This is a genomic window from Pseudomonas sp. Irchel 3A18 (genome assembly GCF_900187465.1).
GTDB lineage: Bacteria > Pseudomonadota > Gammaproteobacteria > Pseudomonadales > Pseudomonadaceae > Aquipseudomonas > Aquipseudomonas cichorii.
On the sequence record NZ_FYDI01000027.1, the window covers coordinates 1 to 21,637 of the forward strand.

2 protein-coding genes are annotated in these 21,637 nt (G+C 60.7%); both read left to right on the forward strand.

The features are described from left to right. Positions 1-9,824 (forward strand): non-ribosomal peptide synthetase (locus CKW23_RS25925; protein ID WP_143499020.1); only part of this gene is annotated, 9,824 nt, incomplete at its 5' end. Between the two features lie 223 nt (positions 9,825-10,047). Beyond that, on the forward strand, positions 10,048-21,637 hold an 11,590-nt coding region (locus tag CKW23_RS25930; protein ID WP_095068676.1), incomplete at its 3' end, for a non-ribosomal peptide synthetase.

Here is a 21,637-nt window from a genome sequence, read left to right on the forward strand (position 1 = left end):
GGGCCGAGGTGCTGCAGGTCGAGCGTGTGGGTCGTCATGATCACTTCTTCGAGCTGGGCGGTCACTCGTTGTTGGCGGTGAAGCTGATCGAGAAGATGCGCCAGGAAGGGCTGAGCGCCGATGTGCGTGTGCTGTTCAGCCAGCCGACATTGGCAGCCCTGGCGGCTGCCGTGGGCAGTGGCACTGAAATCCGTGTACCGGCCAACCTGATCGAGCCGGGTTGTACCCGGATCACGCCGGACATGTTGCCGCTGGTCGAACTGGACCAGAATACCCTGGATCTTGTTGTAGCAACGGTTCCCGGCGGTGCTGCCAATGTGCAGGACATTTACCCGCTGGCACCGCTTCAACAAGGCATTCTTTATCATCACATCAGCGCCGGGCAGGGCGACCCCTATGTGTTGCAGGCAACGTTCTCGGTCAAGAGCCGGGAACGCCTCGATGCGTTTGCCAATGCACTGCGTCATGTGATCCAGCGTCACGACATTCTGCGCACAGCCGTGGTCTGGCAAGGGCTGAGCGAGCCGCTGCAAGTGGTGTGGCGTGAGGCTGACCTGAGTGTGGAGTTCCTTAAACCGGATCCTCGCGACGGCACCATTGCCGAACAGTTGAGCGAGCGTTTCGCCAGCAGCCACTATCGTCTCGATCTGGCCGAAGCACCCTTGATCCGGCTGGCCTGTGCCCGTGATGGCGACAGCTGGGTCATGCTGCTGATCTTCCATCACCTGGCGCTGGACCATACCGCGATGGACGTGGTGCGCGAGGAGATGCAGGCCTTCATGCTGGGCGAAGCCGATTTGCTGCCCGCTGCCGTGCCATACCGCAACTACGTGGCTCAGGCTCGCCTGGGGCTGGGTCAGGAAGAACATGAAGCCTTCTTCCGCGACATGCTGGGCGATGTCGATGAGCCGACTCTGGCTTACGGTCAGGCCTCGTTGCCCGATGATGGCGGCCATATCGAAGAAGCGCGTGTGCAACTGGATACCGGGCTGTGCCGTCGGGTACGGGTGCAGGCTCGTCAGCTTGGTGTCAGTGCCGCGAGCCTGATGCACCTGGTCTGGGCGCTGGTGGCCAGCAAGGCCAGCGGCCGCGCCCAAACTGTGTTCGGTACGGTTCTCATGGGCCGGATGCAGGGCGGCGACGGTGCTGACCGTGCCTTGGGGATGTTCATCAACACGCTGCCGCTGCGTGTGGATATCGACGGGCGCAGCGTGGTCGAGGGTGTGAAGTCTACCCATGCGCGCCTCAGTGCATTACTGGGGCATGAGCATGCCTCGCTGGCCCTCGCACAACGCAGCAGTGCCGTGGCAGCGCCTTCGCCACTGTTCAATTCACTGCTCAATTATCGTCACAGCGCAGCCGATATGGCCTCCAGTCAGGCCTTGTCTGCCTGGGAAGGTATCGAAAGCCTGAGCAACGCAGAGGGCACCAACTATCCACTGGCCATTTCCGTGGATGACCTGGGTGAGGGCTTTGTCCTCAGCGTGCTGGCGATGCAGGAAATCGGTGCCCGGCGTGTCTGTGACACCTTTGCCTACACCTTGCAGCAACTGGTCGAGGCCCTTGATGGCCGTCCGCAGACTGCTTTGCACGATGTGCCGGTCATTGCGCCTCTGGAACGTCAGCGTCTGCTTGAAACATTCAACGACACTACAACGGATTACCCAAGGGACCAGACGCTGCAGCCTCTGTTCGAGGCCCAGGTTGCCGAACGACCTGAAGCCATTGCCGCCGTGCACGGCGAGCAGTCGCTGACCTATGCCGAACTCAACAGCCGCGCCAACCGTCTGGCCCATTATCTGGCTGGTAAGGGCGTGAAGGCCGGTGATGCCGTGGCGATTCTGCTGCCGCGTTCGCTGGATCTGCTGGTGGCGCAACTGGCGATCACCAAGTGCGCCGCCCTCTATGTACCGCTGGACGTCAATGCACCGCTGGACCGTCAGGCCTTCATGGTCCGTGACAGCGGTGCCCGGCAGTTACTGACCCTGCATGGCCGTGAGATTCCAGAAGGTGCAGAGCGTCTGGATCTGGACCGGCTCGATGTGAGCAGCCAGCCTGACCATGACCCGCAAAACCGCAACACTGCAGAGTCGGCGGCTTACATCATGTACACCTCAGGCTCTACCGGCACTCCCAAAGGGGTCATCGTGGCGCACCGTGGCATTGTCAAACTGGTGCGCAACAACGGTTTTGCCGACTTCAACCAAAACGACCGCCTGGCATTCGCCTCGAATCCGGCATTTGACGCCAGTACCCTGGAAGTCTGGGGCGCGTTGCTCAATGGCGGGCAAGTGGTGGTGATCGATCATGAATTGCTGCTGGACCCACCGCGTCTGGCCGAAGAACTGGTGGCGAAGGCAATCACGTCACTGTTCGTGACCACTGCGGTGTTCAATCAGTACGTCAGCCTGATTGGCGAAACCCTGGCAGGGCTGCGAATTCTGATGTGTGGCGGTGAGCGGGCCGACCCGCAAGTATTCCGGGACCTGCTGGCCATTGCTCCGGATCTGCGCTTGATTCACTGCTACGGCCCGACGGAAACCACCACCTACGCCACGACTCTGCACGTGACCGATGTGCCGCTGCAGATGAGCAATGTGCCCATCGGCAAGCCGCTGGCCAATACCCAGGTCTATGTGCTGGATGCCCGTCAGCAGTTGGTACCCACGGGCGTTGCCGGAGAAATATGCATCGGCGGCGATGGTGTTGCGCTGGGTTACCTGAATCGTCCCGAATTGACCGCCCAGGCATTTATCACTGACCCGTTCAGCCCTGTGAAAGGCGCGCGCCTTTATCGCTCCGGCGACCGCGGTTGCTGGCGTGCAGATGGCAGCCTTGAACATCTGGGGCGTGGTGACGGCCAGGTGAAGATTCGCGGTTTCCGTATCGAGCCGGGCGAGATCGATGCGCGCCTCAAAGCCTGTCCGGGCGTGCATCAGGCCTCGGTGGTGATACGCGAAGACGTGCCAGGGCAAAAGCAACTGGTGGCGTATTACACCGCCGAATCCGCCGATTCGCTGCTGACTGTCCAGAACGTCCAGGCCTGGCTGCGTGAGGCCTTGCCGGAATACATGGTGCCTTCGGCCTTCGTACGCCTGGAACACTGGCCTTTGAACAACAACGGCAAGCTTGATCAGAAGGCGCTGCCTGTTCCCGACGCGCAGGCACTGACAAGCAGTGTCTATGAGGCCCCGTCGGGTGAAGTGGAAGCCTTGCTGGCCAGTATCTGGTCCCAGGTGCTGAAGGTGGAGCGCGTAGGGCGCTTCGATAACTTCTTTTCTCTGGGCGGCCATTCGCTGCTGGCGGTGACGCTGATCGAGCGCATGCGCCAGGAAGGTTTGCGCGCTGATATCAAAGTCTTGTTCAACCAGCCTACCTTGGCGGCACTGGCGGCTTCCCTGACGACCGAGCAGGACATTCAGGTACCGGCCAATCTGATTCCCGCCGACTGCCAGCGGATCGAACCCTGGATGCTGCCTCTGGCCAGCCTGGAGCAGACGTCCATCGATGATATCGTCGCTGCAGTGCCGGGCGGTGTGGCCAATGTGCAGGATATCTATGCACTCGCGCCGCTCCAGGAAGGCATCCTGTATCACCATGTCGCGGCACGCGAGGGCGATCCCTTCATCCTGCAGTCATTGCTCGCGATGGACAGTGAAGCCCGTTTGAAATCTGCCATGCTGGCTTTGCAGCAAGTGATCGAGCGCCATGACATTCTGCGCACGGCGGTGTTCTGGAAAGGTCTTGAAGCACCTGTGCAGGTGGTCTTGCGGCATGCCACGTTGTCCAGCGAATGCGTTGAGCTGGACCCGGAGGATGGCGATATCCTCGGACAGATGCGCGAGCGGTTCGATGCCCTGAGTTTTCGCATGGACATCAGCCAGGCGCCTCTGATCTGCATGCCCTACGCCTGGGATTCGGTTAACCAACGCTACGTGGTGGCGCTGGTGTTCCACCACCTGATCATGGATCACGTGGCCTTCGATGTCGTGGTATCCGAAATACAAAGCCTGTTACTGGATGAAGCGACACCGCTGCCCGAGCCGGTTCCTTACCGAAACTACATCGCTCAGGTGCGCCTGGGGGCCGATGATGCGGCCCATGAGCGCTTCTTCCGCGACATGCTGCAAGACGTCCGCGAACCTACCTTGCCGTTTGGCCAGCAGGTATCCGAAGGCGTGATGCATGAAATCCACGACACGGTAGATGCCGACATCGCGCAACGTGTCCGCAGCCTTGCCCGAAGCCTGGGCGTGAGTGCGGCCAGTCTCTATCACCTGGCATGGGGTCTGGTGGTGGGGCGTGTCTCGGCAAGTGACGATGTGGTATTCGGTACTGTGCTGGTCGGGCGGATGCGCGGCGGGGAAGGCGCAGACCGGGCACTGGGCATGTTCATCAACACCTTGCCGATCCGTGTGGAACTGGGGCAGCAGGCTGTGGCCCAGGCCGTCAGGCAGGTGCATGCACGTTTGAGCGGGTTGCTTGAGCATGAACATGCGCCTTTGGCTCTAGCACAGCGTTGCAGTGGCGTTGCAGCACCGGCTCCGCTGTTTGGCGCACTGCTCAATTTCCGCCACAGCGCGGCGGATGACTCTGCACAGGCTCACACCGCCTGGCAGGGTATCCAGGGGCTTGAGGCCCATGAGCATACGGCTTATCCCTTGTCGCTGGCGGTAGACGATACAGGTGCCGGGTATCTTCTGACGGTTCAGGCCAGCGGAGGCATCGATGCCCGGGCGCTGTGCGATTACATGCAGTGCGCCTTGCAGAACATGCTTGAAGCACTTGAACAGGCCCCGTCGACCGCCTTGAATCGCATTTCGATACTGTCTGCTGCCGAGCGCCTGCGGTTGCTGACATCGTTCAACGATACCGATTGTGCTTATCCGGATCAGGCAACCGTTCACGGGCTGTTCGAGGCTCAGTCGCAACGTACGCCCGATGCCGTGGCGGTGGTGCATGGCGAGCAGAGCCTGACTTATCGTCAGTTGGATCAACAGGCCAATCGACTGGCGCACTGCCTGACGCCATTGCTTGGCGGGCAGAATGCCCCGGTCGCGTTGTGTGTCGAACGTGGCCTGGAAATGCTGGTGGGCTTGTTGGGCATTCTCAAGGCGGGCGGTTGTTATGTGCCGCTGGACCCCGGTTATCCAGCCGATCGCTTGAACTACATGCTTGCCGACAGTTCTCCGGTGGCCTTGCTGACACTGGGCAACCCGCCTGACGGCCTGGACAGCGGCAGTATCCCGGTCATCGCTCTGGACCGCGATGCAGAATGGCGTTCAGGCCCGACAGCGCCTGTGGAGCGCGAAACCGATGCGCGACAACTGGCCTACGTGATCTACACCTCAGGCTCCACCGGCAGACCCAAAGGGGTCATGCTCGAACAACGGGGCGTGGTCAACCTGCTCTGTGCCATGCGCGACCTGACCCGTACCGGGCCAGAAGACCGCATGCTGGCCCTGACCACCATCAGCTTCGACATTGCCGGCCTGGAACTCTACATGCCGCTGATCTGCGGCGCCTGTACGGTACTGCTTGACCGCCACGGGGCTCAGGACCCCGTGTTGCTGGCCGAAGCGATCGCTCAGAGCGGTGCGACCATGATGCAGGCCACGCCGGCTACCTGGCGACTCTTGCTGGATTCCGGCTGGTCGGGAGCTACCGGGCTCAAGGCGTTGTGTGGTGGCGAGGCGCTGCCTCTCGACCTGGCACAACGAGTGGCCGCAAGAGTCGGCACGCTCTGGAACGTCTATGGCCCTACCGAAACCACCATCTGGTCATCAGCGCTGGAATTCGATGCCAGTGACAGGACTTCGGCCAGCGTCAGTATCGGCCGTCCGATTGCCAATAACCGTTTCTACCTGCTGGACGAGCAGGGCGAGCCCGTCCCCATGGGCGTGGCTGCCGAGCTGTATATCGGTGGCGACGGCGTGGCCCGTGGTTATCTGAACTGGGAGCAACTGACTGCCGAACGCTTTATCGATGACCCGTTTTCCTCGAAGCCCGGAGCGCGTCTTTACCGTACTGGCGACCTGGCACGCTATCGCCCCGATGGCAGCCTCGAATACCTGGGCCGCAACGATTTCCAGGTGAAGATTCGTGGCTACCGGATCGAACTCGGAGAAATCGAAGCCAGACTGGGCGCTGTGCCCGGTATCCGCGAAGCAGTGGTCGTAGCCATCAACGATGCCCATGGCGACCTGCGGCTGGCGGGCTATTACACCGGAGAAAACTGTGCAAGCAGCCTGCTGCGTGAATCCTTGCTGGCCAACTTGCCGGAGTTCATGGTTCCGACCGTGTTCGTACACCTGGAAAAACTGCCGCTGACCCCCAACGGCAAACTGGACCGCAAAGCGTTGCCGGCTCCCGAAACCGATATCACGCGTCACTACGAAGCGCCTCGTGGGGAGCAGGAAATCAGTCTTGCCGCGACATGGGCCGAGTTGCTCAAGGTCGAGCGGATCGGACGCGATGATGACTTCTTCGAACTGGGCGGGCACTCGCTGCTGGCCATGCGTCTGGTGTCTCTGGTTCGTCAGCAGTGGGGCGTCGAACTGCAACTGGCCGAGCTGTTTGCCCACCCTCAGTTGAGTGCAGTGGCCGAGCAGATTGCGTTGGCAACACGCAGCACCTGGCCGGATATCACACCGATTTCTCGTGATGAAGCCTTGCCGCTCTCGTTCGCTCAGCAGCGCCTGTTGTTCCTGGCGAAAATGGAAGGTGCCAGTGCCGCCTATCATCTGCCCGCCGGGCTGCGCCTCAGGGGAGCGCTCGACGTGTCCGCACTGCAACGTGCCCTGGATCGCATCGTGGCGCGACATGAGGCTCTGCGTACCTGCTTTGTCCAGCCTTCGGGTGGTGCGGCAGTGCAACGTATCCTGCCACCGGACATCGGTTTTGCGCTGACCCGGGTGGATATCTCGGGGCTCGACGATCCGTCGGCCACCTTGAACGAGATGACCGGGCAGGAGGCGCTGCAAAGCTTCGATCTGCAGCACGGGCCGCTGATTCGCGGACAGTTGATCCGTCTGGCGGAGCAAGAGCATGTGCTGCTGGTCACCCTGCACCATATCGTTTCCGATGGTTGGTCCATGGGCGTATTGACGACCGAGCTGGGTGAACTCTACGCAGCATGTGTGCGTGGTGAAGCGGACCCTCTGCCGGAGCTGACCTTGCAGTACGCCGACTATGCTGCCTGGCAGCGTCGCCTGCTGGATGGCGAGGCCTTGAAGGCCCAGACCGACTGGTGGCGCAAGACGCTGGCCCAGGCTCCGGCGGTGCTGACACTGCCGACCGACCAGCCTCGTCCGGCACTGCAGGACTATTCGGGAGCCGCGATACCGGTCTGCTTCGATGCGCAGTTGACCGCGCAGCTTCAGGACCTGAGCAAACGCCATGGCACCACGCTATACATGACGGTGCTGGCAGCCTGGGCGGCTACATTGGGTCGTTTGTCCGGTCAGGATCAGGTGGTCATCGGCTCGCCGGTGGCCAACCGCATGAATGCAGAAGTCGAAGGGCTTATCGGTCTGTTCGTCAACACACTGGCACTGCCGGTCGATCTGTCCGGCAAACCCGACTTCGCCGAGTTGCTGTGCAGGGTCAGAACCCTGGCCCTGGAAGCACAGGCCCGTCAGGCATTGCCTTTCGAACATGTGGTGGAGGTGGTCAAACCGGTTCGCAGCCTGTCTCACAGCCCGTTGTTCCAGGTCATGCTGTCGTGGCAGAACAACGAAAGTGTCGACCTTCAGTTGGGCGACCTGACGCTGGAAGGCATTGGCGCACCGAGAAACAGCGCCAAGTTCGATCTGTCCCTGGACCTCGGCGAAATCAACGGCCAGCTGCAGGGCAGCCTGGAGTTCGCCACCGCCTTGTTCTACCCGCAAACCATCGAGCGTTATCGCGGTTATCTGGAGCGTCTGCTACGTGCCATGGTGGCCGATGCAGGACAGTCCGTGTACGGCATTGCTTTGCCGGACGAAGCGGAGCGTCTGCATCTGGCCCGTTTCAACGACACGCAACACTACTATCCGCCGGCACAAACCGTTCATGGTCTTTTCGAGGCTCAGGTACTGCGTACGCCTGATGCTCCGGCCCTGATCCATGGCGGGGAACAGCTGAATTACCGGCAGTTGAACGAGCGAGCCAATCGTCTGGCCTGGCATTTGCGCGCACGGGGCGTCGAGCCGGATGCCCGGGTGGCTATCTGCATGGAGCGTGGTACGGAAATGGTGGTCGGTCTGCTGGCCATCCTCAAGGCGGGCGGCGGTTATGTGCCGTTGGACCCTGCGTATCCGGTCGAGCGTATCGCCTACATGCTGGAGGACAGCTCGCCGACCGTGGTGCTGGCCCATGGGCCGACTCTCGGTCTGCTGTCTGCCACCCGCGCTCCGGTGATCGACCTGGACAACAGCACCTGGCTCGGACAATCACCGGAAAACCCGGACGTTCCCGGCCTGAGCGCTACGCACCTGGCCTATGTGATTTACACCTCCGGGTCCACCGGCATGCCCAAAGGCGTGATGATCGAGCATAGAAACACGGTCAATTTCCTGACCTGGGCAAAACGGGCGTTCGAGCCGTCAGTGCTTGCCAGGACCCTGTTCTCCACCTCGTTGAACTTCGACCTGGCGGTCTATGAATGCTTCGCTCCGCTGACCACCGGTGGCTGCATCGATCTGGTGAAAAATGCCCTCGAATTGCAGCGAAACGAGCACGATGTGACACTGATCAACACCGTGCCTTCAGCGCTCAAGGCGCTGCTGGAATCCACCGGGCTGAGCCAGGGTGTGCATACGGTCAACGTGGCGGGCGAAGCACTCAAGCGCAGTCTGGTTGAAAAACTGTTCGAGCAGACTCAGGTCAAGCAGTTGTGCAACCTCTACGGGCCTTCGGAAACCACGACTTACTCCAGTTGGGTCGCCATGGATCGAGAAAGCGGTTTCAGTGCGCATATCGGAAAACCCATTTCCAATACTCAATTCCATGTGCTCGATGAGTATCTGAACCCGGTGCCGCTGGGCGTTGCGGGCGAACTCTTCATCGGTGGCGCGGGCGTGGCGCGCGGGTATCTCAACCGTGACGAACTGACGGTCGAGCGCTTCCTCGATGACCCGTTCAGTGATGCTCCGGGGGCTCGCATGTACCGCACCGGTGACCTGGGGCGCTGGTTACCGGACGGCAATATCGAGTACCTGGGTCGCAATGACGATCAGGTGAAGATTCGCGGCTTCCGTATCGAACTGGGTGAGGTCGAAGCGCGCCTGGCTAGTCATGAAGCGGTCCGGGACGCGGTTGTCCTGGCCCGGGAAGACGAGCCTGGTGATGTGCGGCTGGTGGCGTATTACACGCTGCAGAGCGAGAAACTGGTGGTCGACAGTGGGTTGTTGCGAGCGCATTTGCAGGCGCAATTGCCTGAGTACATGGTGCCTGCCGCCTATGTGCACCTCGATACCTTGCCGCTGACGCCCAATGGCAAGCTTGATCGCAAGCGCCTGCCGTTGCCCGACAGCAACGCTTACGTGACGCATCGTTACGAAGCGCCTCAGGGCGAAAACGAAACCCGGCTGGCTATGCTCTGGGCCGAACTGCTGAAGGTGGAGCGAGTAGGGCGTCACGACCACTTCTTTGAACTGGGCGGGCATTCGCTGCTGGCGGTCAGTCTTATCGAGCGCATGCGCCAGGAGGGGCTGGAAGCCGATGTTCGTGTCCTGTTCGGGCAGTCGACCCTGGCCGCCGTCGCGGCATCGGTGGTGCCACTGCGCACCGTCGAAGTCGCGGCTTCCCGTGTCCCTACCCAGCAACGCAAACGCCGTATCTGATCCGTCTCTCTGCTGACCCTGCGGTGTCCCCATTCAAGGGGACGCCGCTTTCCCAAAGCCCCTGCCGTCCTGCATCCCGCCTGTCCCTACATACCGTGACAGACAGTCCAGAACCGATGCTCTAGTTTTTTCCCACCCTAGAAAGGCGGTCTTTCGCCTTTTCACGAAGCCGTCTTGTGTTTTTCGTCGACTTCTCCAGAACTCATACAGCGCAGGTTATTCGATGCTCTTCAACGAATTGATGGCTATCATTTCCGGTCACCCGATCCGACTCCAGCACGAGGAAGGTGACCTTGTCATTCTGGGCGATGACGAGGGATTCGATGATGCGCTGATAGACAGCATGCGACTGCACAAGCATGCGCTGATCGATCTGGTGAAGAGAAACGGCGGTGACTGGCTGAGCCCGGCCTTCCGCATCACACCCGACATGCTGCCTCTGGCCGGACTGAGCCAGGACGCAATTGACCGGATCGTCGAAACCGTGCCGGGCGGTGCCGCAAACGTGCAGGATATCTATCCGCTGGCGCCGTTGCAGGAAGGTATTCTCTACCATCATATTTCCGCCACCCAGGGCGATCCGTATGTCCTGCACACTGTTTTCAGTGCAGAGAGTCCACAGAAGCTGGAAGGTTTTGCCCAGGCGCTGCAAGGCGTCATCAATCGTCACGATATCCTGCGTACTGCCATCGTCTGGGAAGGGCTCGACGAGCCCATGCAGGTGGTCTGGCAAGAAGCCCGGCTGGGGTTTGATGAAGTCGTTCTGAACCCGGCCGACGGGGACATAGTCCGGCAATTGCAGGAGCACTTCGATCCGCGCCATTACCGCATGGATGTGCGTCAGGCACCGCTGATGCGTTTTGTCTGGGCAGCGGACCCGATCAACTCTCGCTGGGTGGCCATGCTGCTGTTTCATCACACGGCTCTGGACCACGCTGCACTGGAGCTTGTGCAGCATGAAACCCAGGCATTCCTGCTGGGGACCGAAGACACGCTGCCTGAGGCGGTTCCCTATCGCAACTATGTGGCCCAGGCGCGCATGGGAAGCGGGCGTGAGGAGCATGAAGCGTTCTTTCGCGACATGTTGTCGGACGTGGAAGAACCGTCCCTGCCATTCGGTTTCACCGATGCGCTGAATCCCGACGCGATCGTCGAAGAAGTCCACTTGTCCATTGATGAGGCTCTGGGTGCGAGTCTGCGTAGCCATGCCCGTCGTCTGGGCGTAAGTGCTGCAAGCCTGGTGCATCTGGCCTGGGCGCAAGTGCTGGGCCGTATATCCGGCCGTGAAGACGTGGTGTTCGGCACCGTACTGATGGGGCGTATGCAAGGCGGCGAGGGCGCAGACCGTGCCCTTGGCCTGTTTATCAATACCTTGCCGTTACGGGTCGAACTGGGCTCCCAGAGCGTGGACGCGAGTGTCAAGTCCACTCACCAGCGTCTGACCGGTCTTCTGGGCCATGAGCATGCATCGCTGGCTCTGGCCCAGCGTTGCAGTGGTGTGGCCGCTCCGACGCCGCTGTTCGGTTCGTTGCTCAACTATCGCCACGGCAGCGCGGCGCAGGCAGTGACCACTCAGGCGCGTGAAGCCTGGCATGGTCTGCAGGTATTGGGCGGGGAAGAGCGCAGTAACTACCCGATCACGGTATCGGTGGATGATCTGGGCGATCGCTTCTCGATTAGCGTTCTGGCGCTGGCACAGATCGGCGCCCAACGCATGGGTGATTATCTGCTGAGCGCTTTCGAGCAACTGGCCGAGGCCCTGGAGCATGATCCGCGTCAGGCCTTGAGTTCGCTGGACTTGCTGCCACCCACCGAGCGCAATCAGTTGCTGGTTGCATTCAACGACACGACGCGGCCCTATCCACGAGACAGCAGCATAACGGCACTTTTTGAAGCTCATGCTGAACGCCATCCCGACGCGACGGCGGCCGTACATGGCGAGCAGCAGTTCGGTTACGGCCAGTTGAATGCCCGTGCCAACGCAGTGGCCGGACATTTGCGTGCTGCAGGCGTCCAGCCCGGTGATCGAGTCGCTATCGAGCTTGAACGTTCGTTCGAGTTGCTGATCAGCCAGTTGGCGATTCTCAAGTGCGGCGCCGTCTACGTGCCTCTGGACGTCAATGCACCTGCCGAACGCCTGCAATTCATCCTCGAGGACAGCCAGGCCCGTGTATTGCTGAGTGTCAGCAGCCGTACGCCACTGGCAGATATTCCGCGCCTGGATCTCGACAGCCTGGATCTGGATGCAGAGGTTGAACCCGCACCGCAACAGGCACTGCGCGGCGGCGCGCCGGCTTACGTCATGTACACCTCCGGCTCCACGGGAACACCCAAAGGCGTGCTGGTGACGCATCGGGCAATCAGCCGTCTGGTCCTCGATAACGGTTACGCCGATTTCAATGCTGAAGACCGGGTGGCGTTTGCCTCCAACCCGGCGTTCGATGCCAGTACGCTGGAAGTCTGGGCTGCGCTGCTTAATGGTGGTTGCGTGGTGCTGGTGGATCAGGATGTGTTGTTGTCCAGAGAACATTTCGCCGGGCTGCTGCTGGAGCAGTCGGTGAGTGTGCTGTGGATGACCGCTGGCCTGTTTCACCAATACGCAGCGGGCCTGAGCGATGCATTTGCCCGGTTGCGCTACCTGATCGTCGGCGGTGATGTGCTGGACCCAGCCGTGATTGCACGGGTTCTGGCAAATGGCGCGCCTCGTCATTTGCTCAATGGTTACGGTCCCACCGAAGCGACCACATTCTCGACCACCTGGGAGATCGAGCGGGTCGACGGGCCGAGCATTCCCATTGGCCGGCCGATAGGCAATAGCCGCGTCTATATCCTGGATGAGTACCTGCGGCCTGCGCCGCTGGGTGTGACAGGAGAGTTGTATATCGGCGGTGATGGCGTCGCCCGGGGCTACCTGAATCGTCCTGATCTGACCCTTGAGAAATTCATTCCCGACCCTTTTGCCTGCGACACCGACGCCACGCTTTACCGTACTGGCGATCTGGGTTGCTGGCGAGCTGACGGCAGCATCGAGTATCGCGGACGTAACGACGATCAGGTGAAAATCCGCGGTTTCCGGATCGAGCTGGGAGAAATCTCTGCCCGCCTGAGCACCTGCGCTGGCGTTGCTGACGCCACGGTGCTGGTTCGTGCGGATCAGGAAACCTCCGGCCAGAAACGTCTGGTCGCGTATGTGATTGCCCAGGCGGGCGTTGAACTCAATGCTCAGGCCTTGCGCGAGGAACTGCTTGGCTCGCTGGCCGAGTACATGGTGCCTGCGGCCTTTGTCATACTGGAAAGCTTCCCGCTGACCGCCAACGGCAAGCTGGACCGTCGTGCCTTGCCTGAACCGGGTGCCGAAGCTTTCGCCAGTCGAGAATATGAAGCCCCTCAAGGCCCGGTCGAAGAAACCCTGGCTGCGCTCTGGGCACAGTTGCTCAAGGTCGAGCGAGTGGGGCGTTTCGATCACTTTTTCGAGCTGGGCGGCCATTCGCTGCTCGCCGTCAGCCTGATCGAGCGCATGCGTCAGGTGGGGCTGAGCGCGGATGTGCGAGTACTGTTCAGCCAGCCGACCCTGGCGGCTCTGGCTGCCGCGGTTGGCAATAATCACGAGATCAGTGTCCCGGCCAATGCCATAACCGCCGATTGTCAGCGCATCACGCCCGCCATGTTGCCGCTGGCGGATCTGGACCAGGCCTCCATCGATCACCTCGTGGCCAGTGTGCCGGGAGGTATTGCCAATATTCAGGACATCTATGCGCTGGCGCCGTTGCAGGAGGGGATTCTCTATCACCACCTGGCTGCCGAGCAGGGTGATCCGTATGTGCTGCAGACATTGTTCGGCCTTGCGGACCGTGGGCGCCTGAATGACTTCGTCCAGGCATTGCAGGCTGTTGTCGATCGCCATGACATCATGCGCACAGCGGTTTTCTGGGAAGGTCTCGACAGTCCGGTCCAGGTGGTCTGCCGTCAGGCACGTCTGAGCGTCGAAGAGGTCAGCCTTGACCCGGCTGAGGGCGACATTGCCGAACAATTGCAGGCGCGCTTCGATCCACGGCATTTCCGACTCGATCTGACGCAGCCGCCTTTGCTGCGTATCCAGTTTGCTGAGGATGTCGTCAACCAGCGTTGTGTCGCCTTGCTGTTGTTCCATCACCTGGCGCTGGACCATACCGCCCTGGAAGTGGTTCAGCATGAAATGCAGGCCTGGCTGTTGGGTCGCCAGCAGGAACTGGGCGAGGCCATCGCTTACCGCAACTATGTGGCCCAGGCTCGTCTGGGCGTCAGTCGTGAAGCTCATGAGTCATTCTTTCGCGGCATGCTGGGCGATGTAGAAGAGCCCACGCTGCCTTTCGGCCTGCAGAATGTGCAGGGCGACGGTGAGGGTATCGAGGAAGCGACCCAACTGCTGGTCGCCGGTCTGGATCAACGCCTGCGTAATCAGGCACGGCATCTGGGTGTGAGCCTTGCCAGCCTGGTTCACCTGGCATGGGGTGTGGTGCTGGGTGCCATTGCGGGCAAGCAGGACGTGGTGTTCGGTACCGTATTGATGGGCCGCATGCAAGGCGGCGAAGGCTCTGACCGTGCCATTGGTCTGTTCATCAATACCTTGCCGTTGCGTCTTGCCGTCGCAGAGCAGGGGGTCCGTGCCGGAGTCCGGGCTGCTCATGGGCGGCTGACCGAATTGCTGGGCCATGAACATGCTTCGTTGGCACTGGCCCAGCGCTGCAGCGGCGTGCCCGTATCCATGCCATTGTTCAGCGCGCTGCTCAACTATCGGCATAGCGCTGCCGGGGAGATCACGCCAGAGGCCCGCGAGGCCTGGAAGGGCATCGAGGGTCTGTCTGGTGAGGAGCGCACCAACTATCCGCTGACCCTGAACGTCGACGATCTGGGAGATAACCTGCTGCTGACTACGCTGGCACAGAAGGGTGTCGATGCCCGGCGTGTCTGCGGCTATATGCAAGCGGCGTTGCAGCAACTGGTCGAAGCGCTGGAGCTGACGCCTCAGGCGCCGTTGCGCAGCCTGTCGGTATTGCCCGAGGCTGAGCGTGAACAAGTGCTGCGCGGCTTCAACGCGACCGATGCCGAGTATCCGCTCGATCAGACCGTTCATGGTTTGTTTGAGGCTCAGGTCAAGCGCACGCCTGATGCGATTGCGCTGGTATTTGGCGATGAACATCTGAGCTATGGCGAGCTGAATCAGCGGGCTAACCGTCTGGCGCATCATCTGCGCGGTCAGGGTGTGGTGCCGGATGCTCGTGTTGCGATCTGTGTCGAGCGTGGGATCGATATGGTGGTTGGCTTGCTGGCCATTCTGAAGGCGGGTGGTGGTTATGTGCCGCTGGATCCGGCGTATCCGCTGGAACGTATTGCCTACATGCTGGAGGACAGTGCGCCTGCTGCCGTGTTGGCACAGACTGCGACGCTGGAGTTGGTATCGGCGGCCGGTGTATCTGTTATCAATCTCGATCAGCCCGACTGGCAGGACAAATCCGTCTCCAATCCGGTGATCGAGGGCCTGACGCCGGCCCATCTGGCTTACGTCATCTACACCTCGGGTTCGACCGGTCTGCCTAAAGGCGTGATGATCGAGCATCGCAACACAGTCAACTTCCTGACCTGGGCGCAGCAGTCGTTTGAGCCTGAGGTTCTTTCTAAAACGTTGTTCTCGACTTCGCTGAACTTCGACCTGGCGGTCTATGAGTGCTTTGCGCCGCTGATCTCGGGCGGCAGCATTGAAGTGGTCAAGAACGTGCTGGCTCTGCAAGAAGGTCAGCATGATGTCACGCTGATCAATACCGTGCCTTCGGCGCTGAAAGCGCTGCTGGAATCGGTCGGTCTGGGACAGGGCGTGCATACCGTTAACGTCGCGGGTGAAGCGCTCAAGGGGCCGTTGGTTGAAAGGTTGTTCGCTGAAACCAGCGTCCAGCGTCTGTGCAACCTGTATGGACCTTCGGAAACCACCACTTACTCGAGCTGGGTGGCCATGGATCGTGAAGACGGTTTTGCCGCGCATATCGGTAAACCGGTGGCCAATACCCAGTTCTACCTGCTGGACGAACACCGTCAGCCTGTGCCGCTGGGTGTTCCGGGCGAAATCTATATCAGTGGTGCCGGCGTGGCCCGTGGTTACCTGAATCGTGACGACCTGACCGCCGAACGCTTCCTGGACGACCCATTCAACGCCGGAGCGCGCATGTACCGCACTGGCGACCTGGGTCGCTGGTTGGCTGATGGCAATATCGAATACCTGGGTCGTAATGACGATCAGGTGAAGATTCGCGGCTTCCGCATCGAGCTGGGCGAGATCGAAGCCAAGCTGACGCGTCATGAAAGCGTAAAAGAAACGGTAGTCATGGCTCGTGAAGACGTGCCGGGCGACAAGCGTCTGGTGGCGTATTTCACCTCGACCGTTGCCGAAATCAATCTGGAAACCCTGAAAGTCCATCTGCAAGGCCAGTTGCCGGAATACATGGTCCCGGCAGCCTATGTCCATCTTGAAAAGCTGCCACTGACACCAAACGGCAAGCTGGACCGCAAGGCACTCCCAGCCCCTGATTTGCAATCCCTGATCAGCCGTGGCTACGAAGCGCCACAAGGCGAAACCGAAACCACTCTGGCGCAGATCTGGGCCGAAGTACTGCAAGTCGAGCGCGTCGGGCGTCACGATCACTTCTTCGAGCTGGGCGGTCACTCGCTGCTGGCCGTTACCCTGATCGAACGCATGCGCCGCAAGGGATTGTCGGCTGATGTGCGTATTCTGTTCAGTCAACCCTCTGTTGCTGCGCTGGCTGCCGCCGTGGGCCATGATCGCGAAGTTGTGGTTCCGGCCAACCTGATTGAAGCGGGCTGTACGCACATCACACCTGAGCTGCTGCCATTGGTCGGCCTCGATCAGGCGGAACTGGACCGCATTGTGGCCAGTGTGCCGGGCGGCTCGGCCAATATTCAGGATATCTACCCGCTGGCACCGTTGCAGTCGGGCATTCTTTACCACCACATATCCGCCATCCAGGGGGATCCTTACGTCCTGCAGGCGACCTTTACCGTCAGGGACCAACAGCGCGTCGAGTCTTTTGCCTCGGCTCTGCAAAAGGTTATCGATCGTCACGACACCTTGCGTACTTCGGTCTTCTGGGAAGGGCTGGAAAGCCCTGTGCAGGTGGTCTGGCGTCAGGCGCAACTGGTGGTGGAAACCCTTGAACTGAATCCTGCAGACGGCGACATCGCCCGGCAGATTCGCGAGCGATTCTCGACGCAACATCACAGCCTCGACCTTGGACAGGCTCCGTTGATGCGTCTGGCCTGCGCCCATGATCAGAGCAACGGGTGCTGGATCATGCTGCTCATGTTCCACCATATGGTGCTCGATCACACGGCGCTTGAAGTGGTACGTCATGAAATGCAGGCCTTCATGGTCGGCGAAGGTGACGCGCTGCCAGCGGCGATGCCTTACCGTAACTACGTGGCTCAGGCTTGCCTGGGGCTGACGGAACAGGATCACGAAACCTTCTTCCGTAGCCAACTGGCCGATATCGAAGAGTCTACCCTGGCGTATGGCCAGGAAGGTGTGCGAGGCGACGGGACTGGCATAGAAGAGGCCAGCATTACCCTGGATGACGAACTGAGTCGGCGAGTACGCGCCCAGGCCCGCAAGCTGGGCAGCAGTGCGGCCAGCGTCATGCATCTGGCATGGGCATTGGCTGCCCGCGCGGCTTCTGGTCGCGACCAGGTGGTTTTCGGTACGGTACTGATGGGGCGTATGCAGGGTGGTGAAGGCTCCGACCGCGCTCTGGGCATGTTCATCAATACCTTGCCGCTGCGAGTGGATATTGATACTCGCAGCGTGGTCGAGGGCGTGAAGTCCACCCATTCAGGACTGACGGCGCTGCTGGGCCATGAGCATGCCTCACTGGCACTTGCCCAGCGTTGCAGTGGCGTTGCCGCGCCTGCACCGTTGTTCAACACCTTGCTCAACTATCGTCATAGCGCTGTGGACATGACCTCCAGCCAGGCCATTTCGGCCTGGGACGGTATCGAAAGCCTGAGCAACGAAGAACGCACCAACTATCCGCTGACCCTGTCGGTGGATGACCTGGGGACAGGCTTTGCCTTCACCGCCCTCGCGATGGTCGAGATTGGCGCGCAAAGGGTATGCGACACATTGTTGTGCGCCCTGGAAAACCTGATCGATGCACTGGAGAATCGCCCGGATACCGCGCTTCATACTATTGCCGTATTGCCTGAGGCCGAGCGCGAGCAACTGCTGCACGGCTTCAACGACAGCGGCACAGACTATCCGCGGGACAGCTCCGTTCATGCCCTGTTTGAACAACAGGTGGCCGAACGTCCTGAAGCGCTGGCCGCTGTTCATGGCGAGCAGTCGCTGACGTACGCCGAACTCAATAGCCGGGCCAATCGACTGGCTCATCATCTGATCAGCCAGGGTGTGATTGCTGGCGATGCCGTAGCCATTCTGCTGCCACGCTCCCTGGATCTGCTGGTGGCGCAACTGGCGATTAATAAATGTGCCGCCGTTTATGTGCCGCTGGACGTCAATGCACCCCAGGAACGTCAAGCATTCATGGTGCAGGACAGCGGGGCGCGTCAGGTGCTGACCCATGGCGACCTGGATGTGCCTCAAGGCGTTGCGCGAATTGATCTGGACCGCCTCGACCTTTGCCAGCAGCACGGCGACAACCCGGAGTTGACCTGCTCCAGCGAAAGTGCGGCCTACATCATGTACACCTCGGGCTCCACCGGGACGCCCAAAGGCGTGCTGGTACCGCATCGCGCCATTGCCCGCCTGGTGATCAATAACGGCTATGCCGAGTTCAAGGCTTCGGACCGAGTAGCCTTTGCCTCCAACCCGGCCTTCGACGCCAGCACCCTGGATGTCTGGGCTCCGTTGCTCAATGGCGGCTGTGTCGTGGTTGTGGATCAGGACGTGCTGCTGTCGCTGCCGGAGTTCAAGGCCTTGCTGCTGGAGCAGTCAGTCAGCGTGCTGTGGATGACGGCTGGTTTGTTCCATCAATATGCTTCGGGCCTGCACGACGCTTTTGCCCAGTTGCGCTATCTGATTGTCGGCGGCGATGTGCTGGATCCTACGGTCATCGCTCAGGTCCTGAAAAACGGTGCGCCTGGACACCTGTTGAACGGCTATGGCCCGACCGAGGCCACGACGTTCTCGGCGACCCATGAAATCAAGGCTGTAGGCGAGGGCAGCATCCCTATCGGCAAGCCGTTGGCCAATACTCGCTTGTACGTACTCGATGCCCGTCAACAGCCAGTGCCACTGGGCGTAACCGGCGAGCTGTATATCGGTGGCGATGGTGTGGCCCTGGGTTATCTGAACCGTGCCGACCTGACCGAGCAAGTGTTCGTGGCTGATCCGTTCAGCACCGACCCGGCAGCCCGTTTGTACCGTACCGGCGACCTGGCGTGCTGGCTGGCAGATGGCACGGTGGAATACCGTGGCCGTAATGACCAGCAGGTCAAGATTCGCGGCTTCCGGATTGAAATCGGTGAGATCGAAGCACGCCTGGCTCAATGTGCCGGGGTCAAGGAGTCGGTGGTCCTTGCCCGTCAGGATGCGGACGGTGGACCGAAGCAACTGGTGGGTTATGTAACGGCTCTGCCCGGTGCGAGCCTGTCGGTACAGGCATTGCGTCGTGAATTGAGCGCTTCACTGGCCGATTACATGGTGCCAGTGGCCTTTGTGGTACTGGACAGCCTGCCGCTGACCAATAACGGCAAGCTGGACCGTCGTGCACTGCCGGCCCCCAATGCCCAGGCGTATGCCAGCCGTGATTACGAAGCGCCCGTCGGGCCGATCGAGTCGGTGCTGGCGACTCTCTGGGCAGAGGTGCTCAAAGTCGAGCGTGTGGGTCGTCATGACCACTTCTTCGAGCTGGGTGGCCACTCGCTGTTGGCAGTCAAACTGATCGAGAAGATGCGTCAGGGAGGGCTGAGCGCTGATGTTCGTGTGCTGTTCAGCCAGCCGACGCTTGCAGCATTGGCGGCAGCTGTGGGTAACAGCACGGAAATCCGTGTACCGGCCAACCTGATCGAGCCGGGTTGCACGCATATCACCCCCGAGATGCTGCCGCTGCTGGAAATCAGCGAAGCTTCGCTTGAACGTGTTCTGGCAGCGGTCCCGGGCGGAGCGGCCAATGTGCAGGATATCTACCCGCTGGCTCCGCTTCAGGAAGGGATTCTCTATCACCACCTGTCCGCCGAAGCTGGCGACCCGTATGTGCTGCAATCGCAGTACGCCTTCGACAGTCGCGAACGTCTGGAAGACTTTGTCCAGGCCCTGCAATCGGTCATCGAACGTCACGATATCCTGCGTACGGCCGTGCTCTGGACAGGTCTGGATGAGCCGGTGCAGGTGGTGTGCCGAAATGTCACGCTGCAACCGCAATGGGTTGAGCTGGACCCGGCCGACGGGCCTGTTGCTGCACAATTGTCGGAGCGTTTCGATGCCCGTCACTACCGCCTGGACCTGACCCGTGCGCCGCTGCTGCATCTGGCCTGTGCCGAGGACAAGGAGCAAAACCGCTGGGTAGCCACGCTGCTGTTCCATCACCTGGCGCTGGACCATACCGCGCTGGAAGTGATGCAGCTGGAAATGCAGGCCTTCCTGCTGGGCACGGCCAATCAATTAGGTGCGGCGATGCCGTATCGCAACTATGTGGCCCAGGCCCGACTGGGTGTCGAGCCAGCGGCCCATGAAGCGTTCTTCCGCGACATGCTGGGGGATATCGACGAGCCGACCCTGCCGTTTGGTGTACATGATGTGCAAGGCGACGGGCACGGGATCGAAGAGTCGCGAGCGTCTCTGGATGTGCAGATCAGCAGTCGTTTGCGTCAGCAGGCCCGTCAGTTGGGTGTCAGCGCTGCCAGTCTGGTGCATCTGGCCTGGGCGCTGGTGCTGGGTAAGGTGTCGGCCACCGATGATGTGGTGTTCGGCACCGTATTACTGGGGCGTATGCAGGGCGGCGAGGGTGCCGACCGTGCCCTGGGCATGTTCATCAACACCTTGCCATTGCGGGTCAACCTGGACAGCAATACGGTGCGCCAGGCTGTGAGCGAGGCCCACGACCGACTCACCGGTTTGCTGGTACATGAACATGCATCGCTGGCACTGGCTCAGCGTTGCAGTGGCGTGGCCGCGACCACTCCGTTGTTCAGTGCCTTGCTCAACTATCGTCACAGCAATACTGAGGCTTCGCAGGAAAGCCTGAGTGCATGGGAAGGCATACAGAGCCTGGGCGGCGACGAGCGCACCAACTATCCGCTGACCCTGAACGTCGATGACCTGGGTGAAGGCTTCCATTTTACCGTTCTGGCACTGGAAACAATGGGCGCCCAGCGCGTCTGTGGCTATATGCAGGTTGCTCTGGAGCAGTTGACCGAAGCACTGGAGCAGGCCCCGCAAACGCCGCTGCACAGTCTGTCGATTCTTCCGGTTGGCGAGCGTGAGCAATTGCTTCACGAGTGGAATATCAGTGACACGTCCTTTGCCGATGATCTACTGATACACCGCGCCGTTGAAAGCTGGGCTGCAAAACAGCCTTCCGCCACGGCAATTCGCTTTGAAGGCCACCTGTTGAGCTATGGCGAACTCAACGCCCGCGCCAATCAGGTGGCTCATCGCCTGATCGACCAGGGCATTGGTCCGGACGATCGTGTGGCGATCTGCGTCGAACGTGGTCCTGAAATGATCATCGGCCTGCTGGGCATCCTCAAGTCTGGTGCGGGTTACGTGCCGATGGACCCGGCGTATCCGGCTGAGCGTCTGGCGTACCTGC